Below are 16,588 nucleotides of genomic sequence, written 5' to 3'. Positions count from 1 at the left end.
GGTCACCTATGGGGAGGGTAGGCGCCGGCGGGTCAGGAGGGAAGGTGGTGGACGTCGTTGAAGCCGCGCAGCGTCGCGGGGCCGTCGGCGTACCAGTCGATGGACGACAGCGCCGCCACGTCCAGGTGCATCCGGTACAGGGACGACATGGGCGCGCCCAAGGCGTCCTTGACCAGGAGCTTGATGGGCGTGACGTGCGAGACCACCAGCACCGTCCGCTCGCGGTAGCGGACCTTGAGCTTGTCCAGGGACGTGCGGACGCGGCGGGACACCTCGGCGAAGCTCTCCCCGCCCGGCGGCGCGGCCTCGGGGTCGGCCAGCCACGCCTTCATCTCGGCGGGCCAGCCCTTGCCCGCCTCGCCGAACGTGAGGCCCTCCCACTCGCCGAAGTCGGTCTCCCGGAAGCCTTCCTCGACGCGGACGTCCAGCCCGGTGACGTCGGCGACCTCGGCCGCCGTGTCGCGGCAGCGGGCGAGGGGCGAGGTGACGATCGCGTCGAGCCCGCGGTCCTTGAGCGCGAGGGCGGCGGCGCGGGCCTGGGCGACGCCGGTCGCCGTGAGCGGGACGTCGCCGGTTCCGGCGAAGCGCTTCTCGACCGAGAGCGGCGTCTCGCCGTGCCGCAACAGGACCGTGGTCAGCGGGGCGGACGACGGCGGGCGCGGCGGCGGCTCCGGCTCCCCCGGCGTCTCCTCGACCTTGCGGGTCCAGTGCTCGCCGCGCGCGGCGGCGTCCATGGCCTCGTTCGCGAGCCGGTCGGCGTGCGCGTTCCGGTTGCGCGGGATCCAGCCATAGGAGACCGAGCCCAGCGCGGAGGCGAGCTCCCGCGCCTCCAGCGCCAGCGGGATCATGTCCGGGTGCTTGATCTTCCAGCGGCCGGACATCTGCTCGACGACGAGCTTGGAGTCCATCCGGACCTCGACGCGGGCGGACGGGTCGATCCCGGCGGCGGCCGTGAGCCCGGCGATCAGGCCCCGGTACTCGGCCACGTTGTTGGTGGCGTGCCCGATCGACTCGGCGACCTCGGCGAGGACCTCGCCGGTCAGCGCGTCCCGGACGAGGGCCCCGTAGCCGGCCGGGCCGGGGTTGCCGCGCGATCCCCCGTCCGCCTCGACGACCAGTTTGCGCGGGTTCCCGGCGCGTCCCCTCGCGGCTGCGCTCACAGGCCCGACTCGGGGGTGCGGACGAGGATGCGGCGGCACTCCTCGCAGCGGATGACCTCGTCCTCGGGGGCGGTCCGGATGGTGTTCAGGTCGACGGTGTTGAGGGCCAGGTGGCAGCCCTGGCACGCGCCCCGGAACAGCTTGGCGGCGCCCACGCCGCCGAACTGGCCGCGCAGCTTCTCGTAGAGGGCGAGCAGGTCGTCCGGGACGTCCTTGGCGACGGCGGTGCGCGCGGTGCTGGTCGTCCCGGCCTCGTCGTCGATCTCCCGCTGCACGGTGTCGCGGCGCTCGGCGAGCGCGGACAGCTCGTCCTGCGCGGCGGACCGGTCGGCGCGGAGCGCGGCGACCCTGCCCTCGGCCTCCTCCGTGCGCTCCATGATCTCCAGCACGACCTCCTCCAGGTCGGACTGGCGGCGCTGCAGCGACTCGATCTCCGCCTGCAGGCTGGACAGGTCCTTCGCGGACGACACCTGCCCGGAGTCGAGCCGCTTCTGGTCGCGGTCGGCGCGGGTGCGGACCTGGTCGACGTCCTGCTCGGCCTTGCGCTGCTCCCGCTGCAGGTCGCCGACCTCGGTCTCGGCCGCGACGATCGCGTCGCGCAGCTCGGTCAGGCGTCCCTCCAGCCGCTCGATCTCCGCCAGCTCGGGCAGCGTGCGGCGGCGGTGCGCCAGCCGGTCGAGCGAGCTGTCGAGATCCTGCAGGTCGATCAGGCGAAGCTGGGCTTGCGGTGCGGCTTTCACTGTGCTCCTTCTGCGTGGAGGCGCCACGCGTCGGTGACGAGCGTGGACACCCGTGTCTCCAACTTGCCCGCTTCCGGGGAGGACGCGGCCAGCCGGCGCTCGGCGTCGGCCAGCCACGGCCACTCGGTCGCCCAGTGCGCGGCGTCCACCAGGGCGGGCCCGCCGTGCTCGGCGAACTCCGACGCGGGGTGGTGCCGCAGGTCGGCGGTGAGGTAGGCGTCGACACCGGCCGTCCGGGCGGTGCCGAGGAGGGAGTCGCCGGCGCCGCCGCAGACGGCGACGGTGCGGACGACGGCGTCGGGGTCGCCCGCCGCCCGGACCCCCCAGGCGGTGGACGGCAGCCCGGCGGCGGCCCGCGCGGTGAACTCCCGCAGCGTGACGGGTTCGTCGAGGTCGCCGATCCGGCCGAGCCCGCGGCGCGGGTCGTCGTCGGCGGGGACCATCGGGCGCAGGTCGCCGGTGAGGCCGACCGCCCGCGCCAGCGCGTCCGAGACGCCCGGATCGGCCCGGTCGGCGTTGGTGTGCGCGGTGTGCAGCGCGATCCCGTTCGTGATCATCCGGTGGAGGAGCCGCCCCTTGGGGGTGGTGGCGGCGACGGAGTGCACCCCGCGCAGCAGCAGCGGATGGTGCGTGACCACCAGGCCGGCGCCCCATTCCAGCGCCTCGTCGATCACGGCGGCGACGGGGTCGACGGCGAACAGGACGCGGCGGACCTCCTGATCGGGGTCTCCGCAGACGAGGCCGACGGCGTCCCAGGACTCGGCCCACTCCGGTGGATAAAGCTCCTCCAGAACCGTGATGACATGGGATAGGCGCACGTCCCGCAGGCTACCGCGCCGAGCCGCTCCCAACGAGCCACCGAGCGTCACCACGGGGCGCCGCGGTCTGTAACGATATGAACGGGACAGTGCACGATGGAGGGAGACGCCATGTCGGCCACCGGCGCCGCAGCGGGACCGGAGCCCGTCGCACCCACGGCGGGACGACCGTACATGCCGGGGTACGGCATTCAGGGACCCGACGAGGGCAGCGGGCTGCTGCCGTGGTCCTGGGCCGTGGAGCGGCTGCGGGCCGCGCGCAACTTCTGGGTGTGCACGGTGCGCCCGGACGGGCGCCCGCACGCCATGCCCGTGTGGGGCGCGTGGTCGGGTGAGGCGGTGCTGTTCAGCAGCGCCGTGCCGTCCCGCAAGATGGTGAACCTGCGGCTGAACCCGCAGGTCGTGGTGACGACCGAGGAGGCGGAGAACCCCGTGGTCGTCGAGGGGCGCGCGGAGATCCTCACCGAGCAGAAGGATCTTCAGCGGTTCATCGACCTGGTCAACTCCAAGTACGCCACCCGCTATCGTGTCGATTTCCTGGACCCGGAGGTGAACGCCACCGTCGCGGTGCGCCCGCAGTCGGTGTTCGGGCTCCGCCAGGGGGACTTCACGGGTTCTCCCACCCGCTGGTCGTTCGCGACCTGAACGTCCGCTGGGATCAATCTGGAGACTCATCGCGTTGGAGCCTGTGTGAAGTCACCCTTTCGGCGCCGCAAGCGCGTCAAGGGCCGTCCGATGGGCAACCGCCCGGAGGCGGCCGAGCAGGAGATCGTCGAGTGGCCCCGCGAGGGGACGGGCAAGTCGTCCCTGATGGGGGCCATCCGCGGCGACGGCGAGACCGGCGCGGGCTTCGGCGGCGGCATGTTCGAGGACCTCGCCTCAGCGTTCGAGGGCTCGAAAAAGGTCAAGGTCGAGGAGGAGCAGCGGCAGAAGGTGCTGCGCCAGGACGACCACGAGCAGGCCGGGGACGGCGCCACGCGGGACGACCTGGACTCCGGCAAGATCCGCATCCGGCGCACCCCGCCGCCCGAATAGTGTCCGATTTGTATCGAACATAGGTTCGAATGGGGGTTATCCTGCCCTTGTGAGCACCTACGTTCCGCCCGGCTGGCCCTCGCAGGTGCATCCACCGGGCACCGACCGCTTCGAGGACACCGCCCTCGGCTGGCTGCTCGAGCACGTCCCGCCCGAGTACCGCCGCTACGGCGTCCTCCGCCGCTACCCCATCGCCCTCGCCCGGATGGCCCGCCAGCACGTGGCCGCGTCCGTCGAGGCGGCCCGCGAGGGCTTCCGCACCGCCCGCGTCGATCTCGGCGATGTCGTCCCCCCGCACGGCATCGAGTCCGTCCTGGACGCCTACCGCCGCGAGGGCGCCCGCCTCGTCGCCGTCCTGCACGCCATCGAGCTCGTCGAGACGGCCCTGCGCGGCCTCGCCGAGCCCGACGACCCGGCCCACCGCCGCCCCTTCACCCCGAAGCTCTGACGTTCGCCCCCCGAGCTTCAACGGCCCCCCGCGAGGGACCGCCCGCGGTCCGGCGTGATGATCGCCGGGTCGCATTCCACCGCGGTGACGCGCTTCATGCACCATAGGAGGCATGGGGATTCTGGAGCAGGTCGCACCGAACCTTGTCGACGTTCTCCGCCGCGACGCCTGGTGGATGGGCTGGAACACGTTCCTGGCCTGGATTCCGGTCGGTCTGGCATTCCTCCTTTTCCGCGGCGGGCGCGTGTCCCGGTCGCCTTTCTGGTGGGCCGGACTCGTCCTGTTCGTGCTCTTTCTGCCGAACGCGCCCTATGTCGTGACCGATCTCGTCCACCTGCGCACCGACATCCTGCTCGCCGACCGCGGCGGGCCGGTGGTGACCGCGATCCTGCCCGTCTACGCGGCGCTCATCGGGTCCGGCTTCCTCGCCTACTACCTCGCCCTTTCCGCCGCGACCCGGCACCTCACCCGGCTCGGCCTCGGCGCCTGGAACGGCCGCGTCACCGTGGCCGCGCACGCCCTCTGCGCGATCGGCGTCTTCCTCGGCCGCTGGGCGCGCCTGAACAGCTGGGAGCCCGTCGTCGACCCGCACGCCACCATCGAGCGGATCTTCGTCCAGCTGACCTGGACGTGGGCGCCGGCGCTGATCCTCGCCACGTTCGCGGTCACCTGGGCCTGCCATTTCATGACGAGGGCGATCGCCGAGGCGTCGTTCGACGCCACGCTGAAGAGCGCCCGCCGGCTGCACGGGACGCTCACGTCCTGACCGGCGCGCCGGTCCGCGCTCAGGCGGCGTAGTTGCGGAGGACGCGGAGCGCGTCGGCGGCCCGGGGGCCTTCGGCGGTGAGGCTCGTCTGCTCCGGGCTGAGCCGGCGGGCGCCGACGCGGCAGAACTCCGAGGCCGGGCCGGTGATGCGGGACGGGGCGGCGGGGTCGCCGAACGTCCAGTGCGTCTCGTCGGGGGCGGTGAGGTCGCAGAAGACCGGCGCGTCCGGGAGTCCCTCGACGGAGAAGGCGTACGGCAGGGTGCGGTGGGCCAGCCAGGCGATGTGGCGGATCCGGGCCGTGTCGGGGTAGGGGATGCCCAGCGGGACGACGATGTCCTGGGCGTGGGCCCAGTGCTCGGCGATGCGCGTCGTGGCGAGCGTGCGGGGGGACAGCGGCGTCCTCACCCAGGACAGGCGCATGCCTGGCGGCTGGGCGCGCAGGACGTCCACGGTGGCGAAGGCGGTCTTGCGCCAGCGCGCCAGCAGCTCGTCAGGCGGCATGCCGCGCTCGGCGGTGACCATGTCCTCGACCACGCCGTCCACGGTGTTCCCGACGGACGACAGGAACGGCGTGCCCTCGGCGATGGACGGCTCGGCGATCACCTCGTTGGTCTGCGCGAGGTGCAGGACGACGTCGGCGACCGTCCAGCCCTCGGCGCCGGAGGCGTGCGCCCACTGATCCGGAGTCAGGGAGACGAGCACCGTGTCCAGCCGGTGGTACTCCGCGGTCAGGTCGTCGAAGACATCCGCCATGCCGCCCACGATAACCCGAATCCGATTCGGTTTGATCTGTCCACAGTCGGTCAGGCGATCTTCTCCAGGCGGTCGGCGGCCTCGGCGGCGCCCCCCGCCGAGGCGAACGACGCGCGGGCGGCCTCGGCGGCGGCGCGGTGCGGGCCGTCCGCGAGGACGGCGGCGAGGGCGGCGCGCAGGCCGTCCGGGCCGGCCTCGTCGAAGCCGACGCGGACTCCCGCCCCGGCGGCCTCCACGCGGCGGGCGATGACCGGCTGGTCGTCCCGGACCGGGGCCACCACCAGCGGGAGGCCGTGCGCGAGGGACTCGCAGACGGCGGAGTGCCCCGCGTGGCAGACCACGGCGGAGAGGCGTTCGAGGAGCTTGTGGCGCGGGACGCGGTCGCGCACGAGGACGTTCGGCGGCGGGTCGGTCACGGCCTCCGGCGGCGCCGCCACCACCGCCTGGACGTCCAGGCCGCGGACGGCCTCGGCGGCGGCCCGGACGAACCGGTCGGCGGACGGCCCCGCGATCCGGCCCAGGGAGACGAGGACGGCGGGCCGGCCGTCCAGCCATTCCCACGGGAACGGGCACGGGGCGGGACGGCCCCGCGCCGGGCCGACGAACGCGAAGTGGTCCGGGAAGAACGAGGTGTCGCCGACCAGCGCCGCCGTGGAGAACACCAGCGTTAGGTGGTCGGAGAAGCGCAGATCGATCAGGTCGTCGATGCCGTGGTCGAGCTGGAAGCCCCCGATGTGGTCGCGGATCTCCGCCTCGACCTCCGGCAGGTCGGCGAGCGGGCGGGTGAACTCGGCGGGCGACGCGGCGGAGGTCGCCCAGGGGATCCCGCGCCGCCGGGCCGCGACGGGCGCGGCGAGGACAGCCTGGTCGGAGACCACGACGTCCGGGTGGAAGCGGTCCATGGCCCGCTCGACGCCCGGCAGCATCGCGTGGCCGAGCGGGACGAGGAAGTCCTCCCACAGGAAGCGCAGCGCGTCGAGGCCGCGCAGCTCCAGCCACCGGTCGCGGGCCGCCGCGGCGTCGTCGCCCGCGCTGAAGATGCGGGCGCCCGGCCGCAGCAGGGCCTCCAGCGCCGGGCGGTGGCCCGTCCAGGCGACCTTGTGGCCGCGCCGGCCGAGTTCGGCGGCGACCGCGGCGGCCGGGGCGATGCGGCCGGCCAGCGGCGGCACCGCGAACAGGAAGCGGCGTTCCGGTGTCCGCGCCCGCCGCACCGCCGGATCGCCGAGAATGGACGGGACCTGGACGCGACGGGCGCTCGGGCGGCGCTGGGTCATACTCGGCTTTCCTCCATGTCCGTTCCGCCGGACGCGGTCGTCCAGGCGACGATGTGTCCGTCGAGTTCGCGGGTCTGCACGGTGGTGACCGTGCCGTTGGCGGCGATGAGGAGCCGTTCGGCGTCGGCGACGGTCACGACCAGGTCGGCGTGCTCCGCCCCCGCGCCCATCGACTGCAGCACCGCCTGCTTGGCCGCGCGCACCCGCGCGTTGTTCTCGTTGACGGCGAGCCCGATGCCGGCGGGGTCGCGTCCCGGCCGCACCAGGGCCACGCCGAGTTCGGCGTCCGTGGCGATCGAGACCGTGAGGGGCTCGTCGAAGGGGCCCGTCACGACCGGCCCTTCGTGGACGGTGAGCTCGGCCGGGAACAGGGGCCCGTGGCCGTTGCGCCAGAGGTGGTCCCTGACGGCGTCCTTGGCGGCGATCCGCCCGAGCAGCCACGGCCCCTGCGCGACCGGCGGGAGGGCGTCGTACTCGGCGCGCTCCCGGGCGGACAGGTACTGGCGCATCAGCAGGTCGCGGGACGCGGTGCCGTCCCAGCGCTTGCGGGCGACGGTCCAGCCGCCGGCCTGCGGCTCCCCCGTCCCGGAGACCTCGGGGGTGAACTTCATCCGCCAGAGCGCCTCGTCCGTGTAGAAGCGGTGCGTGGTCCAGCCGTCGATGCGCCCCCACACGGTCCCGTTCTCGCGGACGAGCTCCGCCGAGCAGCGCATGGTCGTGTCGGTGAGGGACTGGTTCCAGATGGTCGTGTTCAGGCGTTCCCCCGGGGGCGGCAGCGGTCCGTACAGCAGGACCCGTTCGATCCCCACGGGGAACACGGTCTGGTTGGTGTCGCCGTACACCTGGATCCAGTGCGCGCAGAGCTGGCCCGCGCTGTCCATGAGCGCACCCGGCGTGGGCAGCGAGGTCAGGACGGCGCGCACGCCGTCCTCCGCCAGGGCGGTGATCTCGCTGATGCCGCGGAAGAGCGGGCCGTGGAACATCCACCGCTCCTCGTAGAGCCGCTCGGCGGTGACGATGGGCGGCCCCTCGATCGTGAGCGGTGTCCGGTCCGGCGCGGGCGGCAGGGGGTGGCGCTCGGCGAGCAGGACCGTCCCGTCCGCGTGGTCGGGGATGACGACCTTGACCCTGCGCGGCATGTCGCCGTCGTCGACGACGTGGGCGCGGATGTCGACGGTCGTCGGCGGCGTGGCGACGACCCACCGGACGGCGCGGACGTTCTCGAATCCGACGACGACCATGTCGGGCAGCAGTTCGCGCGCGGTGCCGGCCATCACCTCGACCAGCACGGCCAGCGGGACGATCGGAAACCTGTCCGACATGTCGGGCCAGCCGGGGGCCTGCGGGACGAGGCAGTGGTCGGCCAGTTGGGGCATCGCGTCGATGGAGAACACCCGGGACACGCTCAGCTCGGAGGCCGCCGGGTCCGCCTCGCCCGCCGCGGCCGGCGACGGCCCCGCCCCGAGCGCCTCCAGCACGGACTGCGCCCCCGTCGCCGCGTCGTTGAGCAGCGCCTCCAGCTCCGCCAGGACGGGATCGTCGGCCGGCAGCGACGGGACGCCGGGCGTGCGGACGATCGGCTCCACGGCGCCGTCCAGCCTGACCAGCGGCGTGCCGAGGTCGAGCCGCATGCCGGCGGCGGGCGCCGGCGGCGTCGACGCGCCGTAGCCCTCCGCCCACAGCGCGGCGACGACCCGGCGCAGCTGCGCCATCCCGTCCCGCGTGGGCACGTTGGCGGCCATCGCGAGGTGCTCGCGGTCCCCGAGCCGGTCGGCGACGAAGCCGGTCAGGCCACCGGGCCCGAGCTGGACGAACGCCCGCACGTGCGCCGCGTCGTACAGCTCCTCGATCAGCTCGCTGAACCGCACGGGTTCCAGCAGGTGCCGGACGGCGAGGTCGCGCACCGCGTCCGCCCCGTGCGGGAACGGCGCGGCCGTCGACGCCGACCACAGCGGGACGCGCGGCTCGCGGATCTCCAGGCCCTCCAGCGAGTGCCGCGCCTGCTTCTCGAACGCCTCGGCCAGCGGCGTGTGGAACCCCGTCCGGAACGGCATCTCGCGGCCGAGGACGCCCTCGGCCGCGAGCCGCCCGAGGATCTCCCGGACCGCCTCCGCCGGGCCGCAGATCACCGACTGGTGCGGGCAGTTGTCATGGCTGACGAAGACCCCCGTGCCCGCCCCGGCGGCCTCCCGCGCCTGCGCCGCGCCGCAGCCGAGCGTCCCGTAGATCACGTCGGGGAGGTCCGGCGCGGCGCCGTCGAGGTCCCGGACGAGCGCGCCGGCGTCGCACATCCCGGCGGCGGCCATGGCCGTCCACTCGCCGAGGCCGTGCCCCGCCATGACGTCCGCCTCGATGCCCAGCTCGGCGAGCGCGGCGGCCAGCAGGCGCCCGACGGCCATGGCGTCGGCGGCGTGGCCGAGCAGGTCGGTGCGGCCGGTCGGCCGGGGGTGCGGCATCCCGAAGTGCGCGGCGACGTCGTCCACGCGCGGGTCGAAGGCGGGCTCGAAGCCCGGGAACAGGAACGCCAGCCGGCCGCCCTCCGCGAGGAGGGGCCGCGGCGAGAACCACACGTCGCTCCGGCCCCGCCACGCGGTTCCGCGCTGGACGACGGCCCGCGCCAGGTCGAGCCTGCGCGGCGTCGGGCCGACGATGGCGAGACGGCACGGGAGGTCGGGAACGTCCGCCGCGGCCCGCGCCAGAAGGTCCTCGTCGGGGGCGCCCAGAGCCGCGGCCAGTTCGTCGGTCGTGCGCGCGGCCAGGCGGAGCACCGCCTCATCGGACTGCGGGGCGTCCAGCTTCCGCCGCCGCGCCCGCCGCACGACCGACGACGGCGCCTCCTGCAGGACGAGGTGCGCGTTGGCGCCGCCGAATCCGAACGCGTTGACGACGGCCCGGCGCGGCGCGCCGTGCCGCTCCCACTCGACGGCCTCCCGGACGAGCCGCAGCCTGCCGTCCTCCAGCGCGGGATGCGGGTCGTCCACGTGCAGCGTCGGCGGCAGCACCCCGTCGCGGAGGGCGAACGCCGCCTTGATCAGCCCGGCCATGCCGGCGGCGGGCATCGCGTGCCCGATCATCGACTTGACCGAGCCGAGCCCGACCGGCGGGCCGCCCATGCCGAGGACGCGGCGCAGCGTCGCCAGCTCCGCCTTGTCCCCCGCCGGGGTTCCGGTGCCGTGCGCCTCGACGAGCCCGACCGCGCCCGGCGCGGCCGGGTCCAGGCCCGCGTCCCGCCAGGCCCGCTCGACCGCGAGGACCTGCCCGTCCACCAGCGGGCTCATGATGCCCGCGGCGCGGCCGTCGCTGGACGACCCGGCGCCCAGGATCACCGCGTGGATCCGGTCGCCGGCCCGCTCGGCGTCCGACAGCCGCTTGAGCAGGACGATCGCGGTGCCCTCGGCGAGGAGCGTCCCGTCGGCGGCCCGGTCGAACGGGCGGATCGTCTCGCTGGGGCTGAGGGCGCGCAGCTGGCTGAACACGCTCCAGAGCGTGGCGTGCTGCGCGTGGTGGACGGCCCCGGCGAGCATCGCGTCGGCCTGCCCGCCGCGCAGCGCCCGCACGGCGTGCTCGACGGCCAGCAGCGACGACGCGCACGCCGCGTCCAGTGTGTAGGCGGGGCCGCGCAGGTCGAACGCGCCGGCGATGCGGGACGCGGCGAGGCTCGGCACCAGCCCGATCGGGGCGTCCGCGCCGTCCGGGCCGAGCCGCTCGCAGAACGCCCGGCGGATCTCCTCCAGCCGCCGCCGCCCGAGCCCCGGCACCAGGTCGGCGAGGATCGCGGCGACCTGGTGGGACGTCCTGACCCGCTGGTCGTAGCGGGCGACGCCGGAGGTGAGGTAGCCGCCGCGGCCGAGGACCACGCCGATCCGGGACCGGTCGGGCAGCCGCTCGTCGCCGCCCGCGTCCGCGATCGCGTCCCCGGCCGTGCGCAGCGCGAGCAGCTGGTCGGGCTCCATGCCCGGCACCGCCGCCGGCAGGATCCCGAACCGCGCCGGGTCGAACGTCGCCACCTCGTCGACGAACCCGCCGCGCCGGCAGTAGAACCGGTCGCTCTCGGGGGCGCGCCCGTAGGCGTCGGGGTCGTAGTACAGCGCGGGGTCCCAGCGTCCGGGCGGCACCTCGGTGACGGCGTCGAACCCGGCGAGGATATTGCGCCACAGCTCCGCCGCCGACCCCGCGCCGGGGAACACCGCCCCGGCGCCGACGATCGCGATCGGCTCGCGCGGGTCGCTCACCGGACGTCTCCCGTCAGGACGACGTGCGGCTCGTCCCCGTGCAGGATCTCCCGCACCAGCGCCGCCGCGCCGGCGTCCGGATCGATGAGGGCCTCGCCGTCGCGCGGCGGGCCGGTGCCGGCCCACGGGCCGAGGCTCGCGACGAGCACCCGCCCCCGCAGCCGCCTGCGCCAGACGTGCGCGAGCGTGCCGCACGCGTCGTTCGCCGCCGCGTCGCCGGCCAGGCCGCGGTCTCCGTCCACGCCGGCGAGGCCGCCGAGGACGGCGAGGAACCCGAGGTCCGGCTGGACGGCCTGGACCAGCGCGGACGCTCCGTCCACCTTCGCGCGGTACGCCTTCTCCGGGTCGGGTTCGTTCGCGTCGAGCCCGGCGCCGTGGACCACGCCGTCCAGGCGCCGGTGGGTCAGGTGGACGCTCTCCACGACGCTCCGGACGGCCTGCGGGTCCCGCGCGTCGCCCGCGTGGTAGCGGACGTCCGCCGCGTGTTCGCGCAGTGCGTCCAGGTCCGGTTCCGGTGCGCGGCCCATGAGCTCGATGCGGCAGCCGGTCGTCCTGGCCAGTCCCAGGGCGGTCCGCGCGGTGACGGCGTGCTCGGCACCGGTGAGCAGGACGACCCCGTCCCGGCCGATGCTCGGCGCGGCGTCGCCGGCCGGCTCGGCCGGCTCGGCGGGCAGCAGCGCCAGCCCGTACCGGCGGGGGCCCTCGTGCCCGACCACGACCGGCGCGTGCGCGGCCGGCAGCTCCGCCATGATCCGCCGGGCGATGGCCCGGGGCGTGTCCTCGGTGTCCATGTCGAGCGCCCTGACCAGCGCTTCCGGGTAGGCCTCCGCGATCGTCCGGGCGAGGCCGCGCAGGCCCGCGCCGGGCGCCGGGTCGCCGACGGCTCCGCCGCGGAACCGGCTGCCGAACGTCCCGCCGGCGCCGCTCGCGAGGACGAGCCACTTCAGGCCGCCGTCCAGGGCCCGCCGTATCCCCGCGAACGCCTGCGGCAGGACGCCCGCCGCGCCGGGGCGCAGGGCCGCCAGGTGGACGAGCCCGTCGCAGGGGCCGTCGACGTCCGGCGGTGTCCGCACCTGCGCGCCATGGCGTTCGAGGAGGTCGCCCAGTTCCGGCGCGATGCCGCATCCGTCGTCCACGAGGAGGAAGCGCCGTCCGGCGAAGTCCGTCCCCGACTCGGGCGGCATCGGCAGCGGGTCGAGGTCCACGACGCGCGGCGCCCGCCGCACCACCCGGTGCGCGGCCCGCGCCTCGGGACGCGGCCACACCTGCGTGTCGGACCCGCGCGTCCGCGGCACGGGCCGGTCGGCCGGGGCGGCCGGGGCGGCGGGGCCGCCGGACAGGGCGGCGTTCCGCACATGCGCGCCGGGGGCGTCGAGGGCACTGGGCCGGGGCCGAGGCGGGGCGGCCGGGCGCGGCGGGGCGGCCGGGCGCGGCGGGGCGGCGGGCGGGTTCGGGTGTGCCGCCGGAACGGGCACCGGATCGGGGGCCGTCGCGGGCACCGGGGCGGGCGCCGCGAGATGCCGGAGGACGATGTCGCGCTGCGCGGCGATGATCTCCCGGCTGGTGCGGAGGTACTCCAGCACGGCCTCTTCCGCCGGGCGGGTCTCCGCCGGGCGGGTCCCGGCCGGGCGGGTGCCCTGGCAGCCGCCGCCGGCCGCGCGGACGCGGTGGCCGCCGACGGGCCGGCCGGGCCGCGCGGGAGCGCCGGTGAGCGGCTGCGCGCCCCGTCCGGCGAAGAGCGGCAGCGGGTCGACCGGAACGCCGGCGGCGGCCAGCTCGGCGAGCGCGCGCAGCAGCGCCACCAGGCCGTTCTCGCCGGGAACGGCGCAGCTCACGGCGGTGTGCGGCCGGTCGCCGAGGGTCGCGCCCGCGAGCTCGGTCAGGGCGCGTCCGGGGCCCGCCTCCACGAAGGTGCGGGCGCCCGCCTCGTACATCGCCTCGATCTGCTCGGCGACGTGCACCGGCGCGGCCGGGACCGCGGCCAGGTCGGACGGGTCGGTCTCGTACGGCCGGGCGGTCGTGTTCGCCCAGACCGGGAACGCCGGCGAGCGGAGGTCGCGGCCGAGGAGGTCGTCGCGGGACGGGCGCGGGCCCGCGCACGCGGCGCCGATCTCGATCATGTCGGTGTCGTCGATGACGCCGGCGGCGCACAGCGCGGCGAGCTCCCCGTGCCCGTGGCCGGCGGCGAGGTCCGGGTGGACCCCGACGGCGGTCAGCAGCCGGTGCACGGCCAGCCCGGCGATGCCCGCGTACCGCCCGGCGGCGAGCCGCAGGAGCCGCTGGAGCCGGGGGAAGGCGATCAGGAGGTCGGCGAGCCCGCCGGCACGGCCACCCGCGTCGGGGAACAGGAACGCGACCTGCCCCGGCTCGCCCCCCGCCGCGAACACGCCCGGTGCCGGACGGAACCGTGCGGCGAGCGCGAGCTTCTCGCGGAGGTCGTCCAGGCCCGACGCCGCGAACGCGGCCTGTACCGGCCCCTCGCGGGAGGCCGCGGTCCGGGCGAGGTCGCGCAACCGAGGCTCCGCCCCGGCCAGGCGCTCCAGCCGGTCGATCTCGGCGCGGGCGGCCGCCCGGTCGCCCGCCCGGATGAGGAACAGCTCGGCGGGCCACTCGGCGAGCCCCGACACCGGTTCGGGAGCGCCCTCGTAGCCGGCGAGGACGGCGTGAAACCGCGCGCCGCCGGACCCGGCGCCGCTCACCTCCGCGAACCGCGCGCCGGGACGGGCGGCCCACGGGCGGGCCCCGCCGTCGACCCGCACGCCCGTGTGCACCGCGTACGCGCTCGTGATGAGGCCGGCGAGACCGGCCGCGCATCCGGCGGCCGGCTCCGCCTCGACCGTTTCGATCGCTTTGTCGGACGCCGGGTCGGACACCGGCGCGGAGCCCGCGCGCTCACGGGCGCGGTCCGCGGCGTCCCGGCCGCCGGCTCCGGCGACCGCCTTGACGACGGCGTAGATCCGGTCGCCGTCGCGTTCGGCGTCCGCGAGGCGCTTGAGGACGACGCACGCGATGCCGTCGCGCGGGCCGGCGCCCACGCAGAGCGCCATGGCGCCGGAGCCCGTGACGAGGTCCTTGCAGGCGACGTCGAGTGCGGCGAGGGGGGACGCGCCGACCGTGCAGACGGCTCCGCCGAGGCCGAACCGCCCGGCGATCGCACCGGCGATCGGCTCCGCGATCGCGGAAGCGTCGGCAGCGAAGAACACCGAGGTCCGGGACTGGTCGAACGGACGGTCGGCATAGCCTGCGTCCTGCAGCGCGCGGGACGCGACCTCCAGCGTCGGCGACCGGATCGGATCGGCATCGCCGAGCGCGTCGCCGGAGAGCCCGTACGCGCTCGCGTCGAACGGGGTCTCGGAGACGGGACCGGCCGCGGCGAGCGGGCCGGACCCGCCCACGATGTTCGCCCAGTAGCCGTCGGCGTCGCGCGCGCCCGGGAACGCGCAGCCCATGCCGATGACCGCGACGTCGACCGGGCGCGCGGCGGCCGGGGCGGCCTCCCCCGTCCCGATGCCCAGCTCGGCGGCACGCGCCGCGAGGAAGGCGGTCGCCCCGGAGGTGACCTGCTCGTGCAGGGCGGCGATCCCGGTCGTGGCCGACCGCAGCGCCGCGGCCTGCCCCATCGCGAACAGGCCCTCGGTGCGCTGCCGGCCGGCGTCCACCGGCGTGCCGAGCCGCAGGCCCCGGCTCGCGAGGAGCAGGCGCCCGGCGTTCAGCTTCTCCAGGCGGCGCGCCACCTCCCGCGCGGGCGTCCCCGCCTGCTCCAGCTCGCGGCGGGTCTCGTCGAACGCCTCGACGTAGGGGGTGCGGGCGCAGCGGGCCGCGTGCCCGGGGGACGTCTCCAGCAGGGCGGTCCCGTCGCAGGCGAGCGCCACCTCCTGGTAGCCGGGCAGGATCGCGCCCGCCGCGACCGCCTCCGAAGTGAACAGGTACGCGGTGCCCATCAGGACGCGGACGTCGGCGCCCCGCTCGGCCAGCGGCCCGGCCAGCGCGGCGACCATCGCGGCGGACCGCTCGTCGTGCACGCCGCCCGCGAACATGACCGACAGCCCGGCCGCGTCGTCGCCGCAGAACGCCGTCAGCCGCTCGACCTGCGCGTCCCACAGCGGGAAGCCCGCGTGCGGGCCGGCGTGTCCACCGCACTCGCTCCCGGCGAGGACGAACCTCCGCGCGCCCTCGTCGAGGAACCGGCCGAGCCGTTCCGGGCACGGCACGTGCAGGTACGCACCGACCCCGGCGGCCTCCAGCGGCGCGGCCTCCGCCGGGCTCCCCCCGGCGATGATCGCGTACGGGGGGCGGGCCTCCCGGATCGCGGCGAGCTGCTCCGCGCGCAGGTCCGGCGGCGCGGTCGCCAGCAGGCCCGCGCCCCAGGGGCGTCCGCCGAGCCGGTCGGCGGTCTCCCGGAGCAGCGCCCGCACCCGCCCGCCGTCCAGCGCTCCGAGCGCGAGGAACGGCAGGCCGCCGTCCTGCGCGACCGCGCCCGCGAACGCCGAGACGTCGCTGACGTGCGCCATCGGCCCCTGGACGACGGCCGGGTCGGGGCGCGGCGCGAGCGGCGCGGCGCGGACGGCGGCCCGGATGTGCGCCGCGATCTGCGTGCGGACGGCCTGCACCACTCCCCCGGCCGTCTTGTACCGGTTCGCGAGCGCCGCACCCGGTGGGGCGGGCCGGGCCGGGCCGAGCCCGTTCAGGTCCATTTCCCGGACGAACGCGAGCTGCTCGTCGAGCACCACCCCGGCGGCGCCCCCGGCGACCGCCGCGGCGGCCGTGTGCGGGCCGATGCCGCCGGCCGCGTGCACCGGGACTCCGGCGTCCGCCAGCAGCCGCTGGAGCAGGACGAAGGTGGTGAGGCCCCGGCCGTCCCCGTCGCCCCGCGCGATGATCCCGACCTCGTCCGTCAGGCCGAGCCCGGCGCGGACGGCGGCCGCGGCCTCCGCCGGGTCCGCCGCCTCGACCAGCAGGCGGCGGCCGCGGCAGAGCGCCGCGACGTCGAGCCAGTCGTCCGACAGCAGCGCGGGCGCGGCCACGACGACGGTGCCGGCGGCGGGCGGGACCTCCTCCGGGCGCACCCCGCAGCCGGGCGGGACGCGGACGCCGAACGGGCCCGTCCACCAGCGGCGCACATCGGCGAGGGCGGCGAGCGCGGGCCCCCGCTCGGCGCCGAGGTCGAGGACTCCCGTCCCGCCCGCGCGGGCGACGGCCACGGCGAGCTGGGGCACGGGACGGCCGGACGGGGCGACCCCGATGATCTCTGCGGGGGAACGTTCCCCCCGGGCGGTGCGGTGCCCGCCCGTGTCCGCCGTCATGCAGCGCCCCCCGACGTCCCGTGCGGCTACAACGGTGCGCCACACTACGTTCGGCGAC

At 76.2% G+C, this 16,588-nt stretch carries 11 protein-coding genes; 4 read left to right on the top strand and 7 right to left on the bottom strand.

Annotated features, from left to right (window positions below; all coding sequences use genetic code 11):
- Positions 1-32: 32 nt before the first annotated feature.
- The 3 genes from SM611_RS06710 to SM611_RS06700 are packed head-to-tail and all read right to left on the bottom strand — an operon-like array spanning position 33 to position 2,718.
- Entirely contained in the window at positions 33-1,160 is a 1,128-nt protein-coding gene (locus tag SM611_RS06710; protein WP_371948075.1) for a bifunctional RNase H/acid phosphatase, read from the bottom strand.
- Positions 1,157-1,900: a zinc ribbon domain-containing protein gene (locus SM611_RS06705; protein ID WP_371948073.1), complete on the bottom strand. Its 744-nt coding sequence runs from the start codon at positions 1,898-1,900 to the stop codon at positions 1,157-1,159. The genes SM611_RS06710 and SM611_RS06705 overlap by 4 nt, the downstream gene beginning before the upstream one ends.
- The gene (locus tag SM611_RS06700; RefSeq protein WP_371948072.1) at positions 1,897-2,718 is read right to left on the bottom strand and encodes a Nif3-like dinuclear metal center hexameric protein; all 822 of its coding nucleotides are present in this window, start codon (positions 2,716-2,718) and stop codon (positions 1,897-1,899) included. The genes SM611_RS06705 and SM611_RS06700 overlap by 4 nt, the downstream gene beginning before the upstream one ends.
- A 111-nt stretch (positions 2,719-2,829) precedes the next feature.
- Here SM611_RS06700 and SM611_RS06695 point away from each other — a divergent pair, with 111 nt between their 5' ends.
- From SM611_RS06695 to SM611_RS06680, 4 genes are all read left to right on the top strand, one after another.
- Positions 2,830-3,363 carry a pyridoxamine 5'-phosphate oxidase family protein gene (locus SM611_RS06695; RefSeq protein WP_371948070.1) on the top strand — a complete coding sequence of 178 codons (534 nt, stop codon included), beginning with the start codon at positions 2,830-2,832 and terminating at the stop codon, positions 3,361-3,363.
- 45 nt (positions 3,364-3,408) lie between these two features.
- A complete protein-coding gene (locus SM611_RS06690; RefSeq protein WP_371948068.1) occupies positions 3,409-3,753 on the top strand; it encodes a DUF6191 domain-containing protein in 345 nt (114 codons plus the stop codon).
- 49 nt (positions 3,754-3,802) lie between these two features.
- Positions 3,803-4,201 (top strand): hypothetical protein, encoded by a 399-nt coding sequence (locus SM611_RS06685; RefSeq protein WP_371948067.1) that lies wholly within the window; start codon positions 3,803-3,805, stop codon positions 4,199-4,201.
- A 112-nt stretch (positions 4,202-4,313) separates the two neighbouring features.
- Positions 4,314-4,967, top strand: coding sequence for a DUF1361 domain-containing protein (locus SM611_RS06680; RefSeq protein WP_371948065.1), 654 nt, complete (start codon positions 4,314-4,316; stop codon positions 4,965-4,967).
- A 19-nt stretch (positions 4,968-4,986) separates the two neighbouring features.
- Here SM611_RS06680 and SM611_RS06675 read toward each other — a convergent pair whose 3' ends face one another.
- Genes SM611_RS06675 through SM611_RS06660 form a run of 4 tightly spaced genes read right to left on the bottom strand, consistent with a single transcriptional unit; the run spans position 4,987 to position 16,530 of the window.
- Positions 4,987-5,721, bottom strand: coding sequence for a maleylpyruvate isomerase family mycothiol-dependent enzyme (locus SM611_RS06675; RefSeq protein ID WP_371948063.1), 735 nt, complete (start codon positions 5,719-5,721; stop codon positions 4,987-4,989).
- A 50-nt stretch (positions 5,722-5,771) separates the two neighbouring features.
- Positions 5,772-6,995 carry a glycosyltransferase gene (locus SM611_RS06670; RefSeq protein ID WP_371948061.1) on the bottom strand — a complete coding sequence of 408 codons (1,224 nt, stop codon included), beginning with the start codon at positions 6,993-6,995 and terminating at the stop codon, positions 5,772-5,774.
- Entirely contained in the window at positions 6,992-11,227 is a 4,236-nt protein-coding gene (locus tag SM611_RS06665) for a beta-ketoacyl synthase N-terminal-like domain-containing protein (RefSeq protein ID WP_371948060.1), read from the bottom strand. The genes SM611_RS06670 and SM611_RS06665 overlap by 4 nt, the downstream gene beginning before the upstream one ends.
- Positions 11,224-16,530, bottom strand: coding sequence for an SDR family NAD(P)-dependent oxidoreductase (locus SM611_RS06660; RefSeq protein ID WP_371948058.1), 5,307 nt, complete (start codon positions 16,528-16,530; stop codon positions 11,224-11,226). The genes SM611_RS06665 and SM611_RS06660 overlap by 4 nt, the downstream gene beginning before the upstream one ends.
- Positions 16,531-16,588: the final 58 nt, after the last annotated feature.

It is taken from the genome of Actinomadura monticuli (assembly GCF_041463655.1).
GTDB classification, from domain to species: domain Bacteria; phylum Actinomycetota; class Actinomycetes; order Streptosporangiales; family Streptosporangiaceae; genus Spirillospora; species Spirillospora monticuli.
The sequence above is the reverse complement of the archived record's forward strand: the minus strand, read 5'-3'. Positions and strand labels throughout refer to the sequence as shown.